A 10,251-nucleotide genomic window follows, 5' to 3' on the forward strand; every position below is an offset into this window, starting at 1 on the left:
TGAAAATTTCGTCCGCATGGCATGCGCGGCCTCGTCCCGTTCCTGCACATCGGCCATTCACATGCGTCCGTTGTAAAGCGGTCCTTAATTTAGACCGAAAGAAACTTTTTAACGGGAACACGCCGACCGCATGGGATGATAACAATAGCGTCGAACTAAGAATGTAATGTTGAATGGCCTGCACGAACGGCTCCCGCTTCGTGTCGGTGATACAACCGCGGAGCGCTGCATGACGAACGAAAAATCCGGCCCACCACAGGCTTTCCTTGTGGCGGTGCTTTTTTCCCTCAAGCGCGCTTTCCTGGGTGTCGGAGCCACGAGCTGCATCGTCAACATATTGGCGCTCACTGGCTCCTTCTTCATGTTGCAAGTCTATGACCGGGTGATTCCGGGTCGAAGCCTGCCGACACTTGCCGGGCTTGCGATCATTGCAGCAACGCTCTTCATCTTCCAGGGATTGCTCGATTTTATCCGCTCGATGCTCTTGATGCGCGCCGGAGCGGCCGTCGACGAGCGTTTGGGAGGCGACGTCTATAACTCCCTGATCCTGTTGCCCTCGCGGATGCGAATGCCGGGCGACGGTCTGCAATCGATCCGCGATCTTGATACCGTACGTGGTTTTCTGTCCGGCCCCGGGCCAACGGCGCTGTTCGATATGCCGTGGATGCTTTTTTACATCGGTCTGTGCTTTCTCTTTCACGTCTGGATCGGTGTCACGGCGCTTGCCGGTGCGGTGATGTTGATTGGCCTTACAGCACTCGCCGAATACAAGTCCCGCAAACCGGCAAAGATTGCCGCTGAGCTTTCCGCGCGGCGGCTGAATCTTGCCGAAGCGACACGGCGGAACTCCGAGGCCGTGCTGGCCATGGGGTTCGGATCGTTGCTGGCCACAAAATGGACCGAGGTTAACAACCGGTATCTTGCCAATCATATCTCGGCGACGACCGTCACGACCAGTCTGATGTCGATCTCAAAAGTCCTTCGGATGATGCTGCAATCCGGCGTGCTGGCGGTCGGCGCCATCCTGGTGGTCAGGCAAGAGGCGACGCCCGGGATCATGATCGCGAGTTCCATCCTCGTCAGCAGGGCGCTGGCACCTGTGGAGCTTGCAATCGGACAATGGAAGGGTTTTGTCGCCGCGCGGCAAAGCTGGAGCAGACTGACGAAGCATCTGGAACTGCTACCGGCGGAGGAGCGGCATGTCGACCTGCCTGCGCCGACCGCGAACCTGTCCGTGGAAGCGCTTCACCTTGCCGTTCCTGGTACCAGGACGATGGTACTGCGCGGGATCTCGTTCAGAGCGGAGGCCGGAGACGCCGTCGGCGTCATCGGGCCGAGCGCATCTGGAAAATCGTCGCTTGCCCGCGGACTGGTCGGTCTTTGGAAACCTGTCGGCGGCTCGGTGCGGCTCGACAAGGCGTCCCTTGATCAGTGGGACCCGTCATCGCTCGGCCGGTCGATCGGCTATCTACCGCAGGAAGTGTCGCTTTTCGAGGGCTCCATTGCCGAAAATATCGCGCGTTTCGACACAGATGCCCCGTCCGAGAAAATCATTGCAGCGGCAAGAGCTGCGGGCGTCTACGAGATGATCGTGCAGTTTCCCGATGGCTTCGACACCCAGATCGGCGAGAACGGATCGATGCTTTCGGCCGGGCAGCGCCAGCGCATTGGCCTGGCGCGCGCGCTCTATGGCGATCCCTTCCTTGTCGTCCTGGATGAGCCGAACTCGAACCTCGACAGCGATGGCGAGGCAGCGCTCGCTCAGGCGATCGCAGGCATCCGGGCACGCAAGGGCATTGCCATCGTCATTGCTCACCGGCCAAGTGCGTTGGCGGCCGCCAATCTCGTTCTGGTACTCGCCAATGGACAACTTCAGGCCTTTGGGGCGAAGGACGAGGTTCTCAATAAGGCAACGGTTTCGACAGCTCCGCGCAGTGGCACGCTGACGGTTATAGCGGGAGGCGACAGTTGATCGACAGGCAAGCGCCCATATCCGAAGCTGCAATCAGCCGCCTTACGACGATCGCACTCGCGATGGTCCTGCTTCTGGTCGGCGTGGTTGGAGGCCTCGGAGCCACGACCTACCTTTCCGGCGCGGTGATTGCGAACGGCACGCTTGTCGTCGACAGCTATGTGAAGCCCGTTCAGCATCAAAAGGGGGGCACTGTCGGGAAGATCTTCGTCAAAAACGGCGGGCTGGTGGAGGCTGGGCAGATCCTCGTGCATCTGGACGACACGCCATTGCGGGCAAACCTCGCAATCATCTCCCGGCGACTGAACGAGCTGTCGGCCGCCTCTGCCAGGCTTGGCGCTGAACGGGACGGCGTTGAGGAGATTGGGTTTCCCGATAGTCTGTTAGAACAGGCAGGCGAAGCTGGAGACGGCGGCATCATCGAAGGCGAGCGCCGATTGTTCGAAGATCGCCGGACATCGCGTGCCAGCAGAAAAGCCCAGTTGCGCGAACGCATCCAGCAATTGCGGCAGGAAGCGGAGGGACTTGTCGCCCAGCAGACCGGCAAGAAGGCAGAGATGGCGCTGATCGACAAGGAGCTTGCGAGCGTCAGGCGCCTGTTCGACCAAGGTATCGTGCCTGTCAACCGCCTCTATGCCCTTGAACGCGAGTCCGCGCGCCTGACGGGCGAGCTCGGAAGCCTCGTGGCAAGCGTTGCGCAGACGAACGGTAAGGTCACCGAGACGGAATTGCGGATCATTCAGATCGATGACGATCACCGCAGCGAAGTATCGGACGAACTGCGCAAGACCCAGAGCGACATCGGAGAATTCTCCGAACGAATGGTCGCCGCAAGAGACGAACTGCGGCGGGTTGACATCCGGGCGCCTCAGACCGGTATCGTTCATCAGCTTACGGTCCACTCCGCTGGCGCCGTCGTTCCACCCGGTGAGCCGATCATGCAGATCGTGCCCGCCCGCGATACGCTGACGCCCGAAGTCCGCGTCTTGCCTCAGGACATCGATCAGCTATCCATCGGCCAAGAGGTCAGGCTGCGATTTTCTGCCTTCAACCAAAGGAACACGCCCGAAATCAACGGTATCGTGCGGCAGATTGCCGCCGATCTGACGACGGATCGGGAGAGGGGCACGACCTACTATGCCGTCCGGATCTCGGTTGATCAGAGCGAATGGAGCCGATTGGGCGGTCTTGTGCCCGTCCCCGGCATGCCGGTGGAAGCATTCGTGCAAACAGGTGCGCGTACGGCTCTTGCCTATTTGACGAAGCCTCTGACCGACCAGGTGGCGCGCGCGTTCCGGGAGGACTGAGTACTCTGGCGGGCGTGCGGCGAGGGCAAGCGCAAGTCTTCGCCGTGTCACTATGGATCAATATGGTCCGAACGCCAGATGGTGGCACAGCCGCAAACGCGCGGTGATTTTTCCATTAGGTCTGTTGCAGGCTTTCCGTGGAGGTTGAAGCTAATATCAATCGAAAGGTGTCAAAACCGCCTAAATCGTCATCTATTATCGCAAGGCAGAAAACGAAGGAGAATCATGTATGGCAAGCTCGGTTACGAACGCCGTTGGTAAATCACTCTTTTACAGCGGTGCATCGAGCGCCTGGTTTTCGGCCAAAGGTTCAGGCCCTGTGCTGAATGGGACGAGCGGCAACGATTCGATCTGGGGCGACGCCTCCGTAAACGTTACCATGCAGGGCGGAACGGGTGACGACATCTATTACCTCTATTCCAGCACCAATCGCGCGGTGGAGGCCCCGAACGCCGGGGTCGATACCATCAGCACCTGGATGAGCTATACGCTTCCTGAAAACTTCGAAAATCTAACCGTCACCGGCAGCGGTCGCTACGCTTTTGGCAATGCGGCCGACAATATCATCACCGGCGGTTCCGGAAGTCAGACGATAGATGGTCGCGCGGGCAACGATGTCCTCATCGGCGCCGGCGGTTCCGACACGTTCATCTTCACGCGCGGCAACGGCAGCGACCTTGTTGTCGATTTCGGCACCGACGATACCGTCCGATTGAACGGCTACGGGCTGTCGAGCTTCGATCAGGTCGTTAACCACCTCACACAGGAGGGCGCAAACCTGCGCCTCGATCTCGGTGGCGGAGAAAGTATCGTTTTTGCAAACAAAACCGTCGCCGACCTCAGCGCGGATCAATTCCAGCTGGCGCTCGACCGGTCAGCACTCACGCTCACATTTGCCGATGAATTCAACAGCCTGTCGCTGCGCAACGGCGACCAGGGCGTGTGGGATGCCAAATTCTGGTGGGCGCCGGAAAAGGGCAGCACGCTCCCCGGCAATGGCGAACTCCAGTGGTACATCAATCCGTCCTATTCTGCGACCTCGGCCGTCAATCCCTTCTCCCTTCAGAATGGGGTGCTGACGATAACAGCGGCGCCGGCCTCCGAAGCGATCCAATCGCAGATCAACGGCTACGATTATACGTCGGGCCTCTTGAACACGCATTCCTCCTTCGCTCAGACCTACGGCTACTTCGAAATGCGCGCCGACATGCCGACCGAGCAGGGTGCCTGGCCGGCTTTCTGGCTGCTGCCTGAAGATGGTTCATGGCCGCCGGAACTCGACGTCGTCGAGATGCGGGGACAGGATCCGAACACCGTCAACGTGACAGTCCACAGCAACGAGACCGGCTCGCGCACCACGGTCTCGACGCCGGTCAAGGTCCCAAGCACCGATGGCTTCCACACCTATGGGGTCTTATGGGACGAAGATCAGATCGTCTGGTATTTCGACGATGTCGCCGTAGCCCATGCCGATACGCCGGCCGACATGCATGATCCAATGTACATGCTGGTAAATCTGGCCGTCGGCGGCACGGCCGGAACGCCGGGTGCCGGGTTCGCCGATGGGGCACAGATGAAGATAGACTACATCCATGCCTATTCGCTCGATGATGCCCCGGTCACGGCCAGCACCCAATCCGCTGCAACCGAATGGCACATATGATCGTCGCTTATCTCAAGCGACAGACTTGGTTGCGAGCGCTTGGCTGGTGAACGGGTCGTGCATTTGAGCGCCATGGCCATGGCGCTCAATCTGCCCCTTAGACGCGGCGCGCGTTAGGGCTGCCTTATTCTTAATATATTATAAACTCAGGATATTTTACCTTGGATCGATGAAGGGGCTCCGAACATCGATTCTTTCCTGCCTTTGTCTGCTTGTTTTCATCGCTGAAGCAGGGGGCCTTTTTGCGGCGGATGTGTCGCCCTGGAAGAGTTCAAACAACGCGCTGGTTGTCGACGCCTATGAAATGAATGCGATCGATTGGCAGGCCCTGCTCAAGGACGAGCGCGTCGCGGCCTTTATTTCCAAGGCATCGGATGGTCTACCTGAGAGCTTCAGCTGCCAGGGAGAGCACCGTGGAGACACGTTTGCGCATTGCAAGACGATGTGGCGGAAATACGCGGTAAGCCGCGAGCTCTATACGAGCCGCCGCATGATCGCACGACAGAACGGGTTGCTCTGGGGTGCCTACCATGTCGGCCGGCCCGGCAATCCCATCGACCAGGCCAATCACTTCCTCGACTATGCGACGCCGGATGCGGACGATCTGATGGTCCTCGACATCGAAGGTATCGACCCCGATCTGTTCATGTCGCTCGAGGATGCGCAGATATTTGTCGGGCACATCAGGGCAAGAACCGGACGCTATCCGATCCTTTACACCAACCATGATACGGCACGCTATATTGCCGCATATCGGCGCGACTACAGTGTACTGGCCAGGCTGCCCCTTTGGTACGCGCGTTACAAGCCGGACATCCGCAAGGTCTTCCCGCTTGGGAACTGGCAGAACTATTTTCTCTGGCAGTTTTCATCCGCCAGCAACTGTTCAAAACGGCGTTGTCCTTATCGCGTGCCAGGCACGCTGACCGATATCGACGTGAACGTCGCAGCAATGTCCAAGGAGGAGTTGCGGCGTGCCTGGCCCCAAGGCGGTCTGCTGCGCCCTGCCGAGCCCGATCCTCCGCTAATCCTTGCAAAGATCGAATTCGGCTCCGTGCCGCTTGAACCGCGGCAACGTGACCTGATCGTAACGTCTTCGATCTCGCCGGACCGCCGCTGACGAGCACTTGATCAACCGGTCGCCGGTGGCGTCCAATCGAACCGGGTCTTCAGGGCATGCCGGATGGTAAAGGGAAACACCCTGTTAACCAATGCAGCCGGAAGTGGGGCAGGCCCGGAACCGTTCTGGGATGAAACCGTTCCCGCTTCGGGAGGAGCTGCGTCATGAAAAGGGCTATCTGGGACACTCCAATCACTCTTGAGGATCCGGCAACGGGCATTATGCGAACGGTCAAGACCGTGCGGCAAGCCAAGTCGATGCTTGATCGTTCCTGGCCGGCTTATCATGGAAGCCAGTACCGACGAGCAGAGCAGATATGTGACGACGCTCTTAATGGCGGGTGCGACGGAACCAAAGCCCGGCAAGCATTCATCGCTGCAGCGGTCGAAGCGCACTTCCGTTTGAGCTGACAGAAAGTTCCACCGCCGTATGGGCAGCCCGCAAACAAGCGCGGGCTAACTTCCGATAAAGACGTGCATACCGCCATGCGCTGGCAGTCCGCGATAGATCAGCGGCTGGTGCTTGCGGCAGTACCATCGTGTGGCGCCGGTGCTCTCCTCGAAGCCGTAACAGCCCCATTGCGTGCAACGGATGCCCCTTGCATCTTCATGGTCGCAGTAATGGTTCTCATGGACGTTTGCACCCGGCGCTGTCGTGTGTCCTTCGAAACTCATCCTGGCAATCCTTCCAAGTGCGGTATTAAGCGCGTCCATTTTCGTTTGGGCAATCCCTGGAAATGCACCTCCAATCCTTCTGGTTCCTTCCAGAGATCGCAATACCCATGACTTCGCCACCGTACCTTGACCATGCCTCTGATAAGTTTGTTTTCCGGCGCATTTTGATAGCTTGATTGCATTGCGCTGGAACTTACCAACACTCAAAAGTTGCACTTCCTGTCACGGGATGAATGACAATGTTTGTCAGCACCATTCATTTCTCGAAGCGTTTCGGCGTCACGTGCCGCACCAATGGAATCGCCGCTCGATGACCTCAGCCGTGCTTGGCACGAAATTCACGCGGGCGCGTTCTAAGTCAAGGGCACGTGTGGTCGTGGAGGATTTTCAGTATCGCGGTTCGGGCCTGGACGCGACATAGATCGCGGCAACCGCCATCAGAACCCCAGCGCCAATCATCGCAATTGCTGAGGGTCTGAAAAATACGAGCAGAATGAGAAAGCTGCAAATCATCGAGATACAGGCGACAAGCTTATGACGTCGCCGGATCGCCCCTTGGCGGCGCCAATTTCGGAGTGGCTCGCCGAAGCGCGGATGGGCAAGCAGCCAGCGCTCAAAGCGCGGGGAGGAGCGGGAGAATAGAGCAGCGGCAAGGATCAGGAACGGAGTCGTCGGAAGCAGCGGCACGAAGATACCAATAACGCCGAGTGCAACGAAACCAAAGCCAAGGGCAGCAAGAAGCAACCGCACGGAATCTCCTTTCATCAAGCGGCTTCAGCTGTTCAACCGCTCCAAAGCGCCGATCGCCCTGCCGTTTCTCCTATCAACATACCATAGGGATGCGCGGAAAATAGGATTGCAGTGCGCGCCGTTCAACCTTGCGCAAATCCGCTTTTCCACCAAACCGAATATCTCGGTAAAAGCGACCAGGCATACAAGCACGCCTTGAAACGCGATTATGACAAGACCGGAAAGGGGATCCAGAATGCAGATAACGCGCGACGACAATGGTGACTTCATCCTCAATCCCGCAGAGCTTTCCTCGCGCTTCGGCCTCTCCGGAGCCGAGTTCAGGCGAAAACTGCAGATGGGATTGGTTGCGAGTACCGTGGAAATTGGTGAAGGCGAGGATCTCGGCCTGCAGCGGCTGAGCCTCAGGATCGGCAATCGCATTTGGCGCGCGATCCTCGACAACTCCGATACTGTCATTTCCGAAGAAATGGCCTTCGCCCGGGCTGGCACGATGAAAAGGAGCAGCCGCCGGAAGCTTACGTAGAAGCGGCTTTTCGCGACCTATTTCCGTTCATTCTTCTATCTTGCCGTGGGCAGGGGGCAGGGGCCTTGTCCTCGTCTGCAATACCCTTCGTAAAGGCCTTATGCCCCTGGGAGATGTCGCCATCAACGTCGGGATCGTGCCGCGACCTTCGGCCTCAATGACGATCCCGGCATTGGTCGCTGCAAGGGTATCGAGGAACGTCGGGGTGATGAAACGCTCCAGGGCGAGAACACGGTCGAGGGAGATGTCGCCAATGACACGACACCGCAACGCGGCCTCGGGCCAAGCCAGAGGTGTAGTACAAGGAAATGGCGAGCGACAGAGGCGGTCAGCGTCTTCGACATCGGCACGCGCTTACTCGGCGGCGACCTCGGCTATCGCCAAATCTTAAGCCGGCGCCTAAACGGCAGGTGCACCGAGGGGCGCGATAAGCCTGGCCGCGTTCCGCTCTCAGGGGGCCTGCATATGGTCCGTCTGTCGTCCGCTAGCTTCGCGTTGCGTCCTCACTCTCCAAGGCTTCGGCAGCCATGTACATCAGGTCGTGCATCTTCTCGCGAAGAAGTGCTTCATCGGCAACCTGGCCGGCGGCACTGAAGTCCGCGAGAATCTTCTGCAGCAGATTCGCGTCTTCCGGCGAAGCGATGGCTATTGCCACAACCTCGTTCACATACGCGTCGACGTCGTTGCGGCCGATTGCAGCGGCAACCCATTCCGCCAGCAGGCGATTTCGGCGGGCACGAACCTTCAGCGACCGCTCAAAGTCGAGAATGTATTTGTCTTCAAGCGCCCGTCTTCTATCGTCCAAGGATGTCATGCGAAACTCCTTTCCTTGCCGCGGCGCAAACGGCCGTGAGCATCGAATGCGACCGGGCCGAAACAGGACTTTGCTTGTGCGCCATGACGTACCTCCGTTTTGAGGCGAGGATGTGCGCGAGAGGCAAGGCGCGTTGATAGTGATCAAACCCGACCGTCTGAAAACGCTGTGAGAGGGTTAGCCGTTCCCAAATTGGTGCAGGACCCAAGGCCGCTCTCGAGTTCCTCCCGGCCTGAACGCCGGGGTATCCCGCAAGGTTCAGGATGATGACCGTCGCCATTGCGATGCAAGCGAGCATTCGGGATGCCCGTGAGCTTGCCGATCGCTATCCCAATGTCCCCTTGCTCGAGATCGAAGCTCTGAACATCGTTGATCTTAGATTTCTCGGCGGAACGGTGTGGACGGATGTGCGAATACGCGGTCACGACCGCGCGCGATGGTATATGCCGATGCCGAGTACGGGATGAAGGACTTCGAGCGGATCAAGTTCTCGAAGCTTCGTCACCAAGGCCGCTGTCGGCCCCGAAGCGGACGTTAGTCACCCGCTGGGCAATGGTTGGCGATCACTGGCGCGACGCGATCGATAGTTTCGAGCGATATATCGTTCCAAGGATTCCACGATGGCCGAACCCGTACTGGCGCCCGCAACATGGTGTTGCGGCGTAGAAGGTTCGGATGATGACAACTTCGCATACGTTTTTTCGACGTTGAGGCAAACTTGCATTGCGCTTTTTTACGCTCGAATGCGTTTTTGACGGCGCTCGCCAGGATATGCTTGGCCGTATAGTGTTTTTCTACGGAAGAGGGTAAATTAAACCGAATTTGAACAGGCGAATGCGTTTTTGAATAGGTAAGCTTCAACGATGAGCGAATTTCCAGTCGGACAGAATTGGCTGAGGACGCATCTGGGATTGGATTGCCCCGCGCCAGCCGTGGAGTCCTGGTGCGGCCAGACGTCTCGGAAGACACATGTAGGAGAGGGTAGGGTCGTTGAGAAGTACCCTCTCGTCTATGCTCCCGAAGAAAGCGTCGCGGGCATGCTCGCCGTTGGCCGCCACTCTGGATGCTCTCGCTTCGACACTACCCGCGTTGTTCCGTACCATTGCTTGCCTTCGCGGCCGACGCAATGGGGTAGGCGAACTGCTCGCCTTGTGAGGTGATGTAAACAAGGGTGTGCTCACGCGTGGCGATGACGATGGTTCCCCTTGCGCTTCGCGTCGATGGCTCCCGACGTTCTTGCCAAGGTTCCCGATAGCGAGGCACTGGCTCGTAATCCAGCGGTGGCGGATAAGGGCTGTACGGGTCGTCATANCCGTAGCCACCATAGTCGTCGTATCCATCATAAGGCCCGTAAACCTGGGCTTGGGCCTGAAAGGCCGTCAGCAAAAGGGCTGCAGCCAAGAGAGCCAGCAATCTCATTTTGTC

Annotated in this window: 9 protein-coding genes and 1 pseudogene; 6 read left to right on the top strand and 4 right to left on the bottom strand. The window is 58.4% G+C overall.

Annotated features, from left to right (window positions below; genetic code table 11):
- Window positions 1–229 precede the first annotated feature (229 nt).
- From A3C3_RS0127070 to A3C3_RS48655, 5 genes are all read left to right on the top strand, one after another.
- Window positions 230–1,972, top strand: a complete 1,743-nt coding sequence (locus tag A3C3_RS0127070; protein WP_028740043.1) for a type I secretion system permease/ATPase — start codon at window positions 230–232, stop codon at window positions 1,970–1,972.
- Window positions 1,969–3,279, top strand: a complete 1,311-nt coding sequence (locus tag A3C3_RS0127075; protein ID WP_022717709.1) for an HlyD family type I secretion periplasmic adaptor subunit — start codon at window positions 1,969–1,971, stop codon at window positions 3,277–3,279. The genes A3C3_RS0127070 and A3C3_RS0127075 overlap by 4 nt, the downstream gene beginning before the upstream one ends.
- Before the next feature lie 229 nt (window positions 3,280–3,508).
- Window positions 3,509–4,942 (top strand): endo-1,3-1,4-beta-glycanase EglC, encoded by a 1,434-nt coding sequence (gene eglC / locus A3C3_RS0127080; protein ID WP_022717710.1) that lies wholly within the window; start codon window positions 3,509–3,511, stop codon window positions 4,940–4,942.
- Between the two features lie 169 nt (window positions 4,943–5,111).
- Window positions 5,112–6,062: a glycoside hydrolase family 25 protein gene (locus A3C3_RS39295; protein WP_022717711.1), complete on the top strand. Its 951-nt coding sequence runs from the start codon at window positions 5,112–5,114 to the stop codon at window positions 6,060–6,062.
- Between the two features lie 164 nt (window positions 6,063–6,226).
- Window positions 6,227–6,472, top strand: coding sequence for a DUF982 domain-containing protein (locus A3C3_RS48655; protein ID WP_022717712.1), 246 nt, complete (start codon window positions 6,227–6,229; stop codon window positions 6,470–6,472).
- A 45-nt stretch (window positions 6,473–6,517) separates the two neighbouring features.
- On the opposite strand, the gene A3C3_RS39300 is transcribed toward A3C3_RS48655, so the two are convergent.
- The gene (locus A3C3_RS39300) at window positions 6,518–6,736 is read right to left on the bottom strand and encodes a hypothetical protein (protein WP_022717713.1); all 219 of its coding nucleotides are present in this window, start codon (window positions 6,734–6,736) and stop codon (window positions 6,518–6,520) included.
- Between the two features lie 387 nt (window positions 6,737–7,123).
- Window positions 7,124–7,501, bottom strand: coding sequence for a YbaN family protein (locus A3C3_RS0127100; RefSeq protein WP_022717714.1), 378 nt, complete (start codon window positions 7,499–7,501; stop codon window positions 7,124–7,126).
- Window positions 7,502–7,721: 220 nt separating this feature from the next.
- Here A3C3_RS0127100 and A3C3_RS0127105 point away from each other — a divergent pair, with 220 nt between their 5' ends.
- Entirely contained in the window at window positions 7,722–8,012 is a 291-nt protein-coding gene (locus A3C3_RS0127105) for a DUF6522 family protein (RefSeq protein ID WP_022717715.1), read from the top strand.
- Window positions 8,013–8,496: 484 nt separating this feature from the next.
- Here A3C3_RS0127105 and A3C3_RS0127110 read toward each other — a convergent pair whose 3' ends face one another.
- Together A3C3_RS0127110 and A3C3_RS46490 are read right to left on the bottom strand one after the other, a co-directional pair.
- On the bottom strand, window positions 8,497–8,826 hold the full coding sequence (locus A3C3_RS0127110) for an ATPase inhibitor subunit zeta (protein ID WP_022717716.1): 330 nt from the start codon (window positions 8,824–8,826) through the stop codon (window positions 8,497–8,499).
- Window positions 8,827–9,856: 1,030 nt separating this feature from the next.
- Window positions 9,857–10,245: pseudogene (locus A3C3_RS46490) on the bottom strand (L,D-transpeptidase); the annotation flags it as partial.
- Between the last annotated feature and the right edge of the window lie 6 nt (window positions 10,246–10,251).

The organism is Rhizobium mongolense USDA 1844, from assembly GCF_000419765.1.
Taxonomy (GTDB): domain Bacteria; phylum Pseudomonadota; class Alphaproteobacteria; order Rhizobiales; family Rhizobiaceae; genus Rhizobium; species Rhizobium mongolense.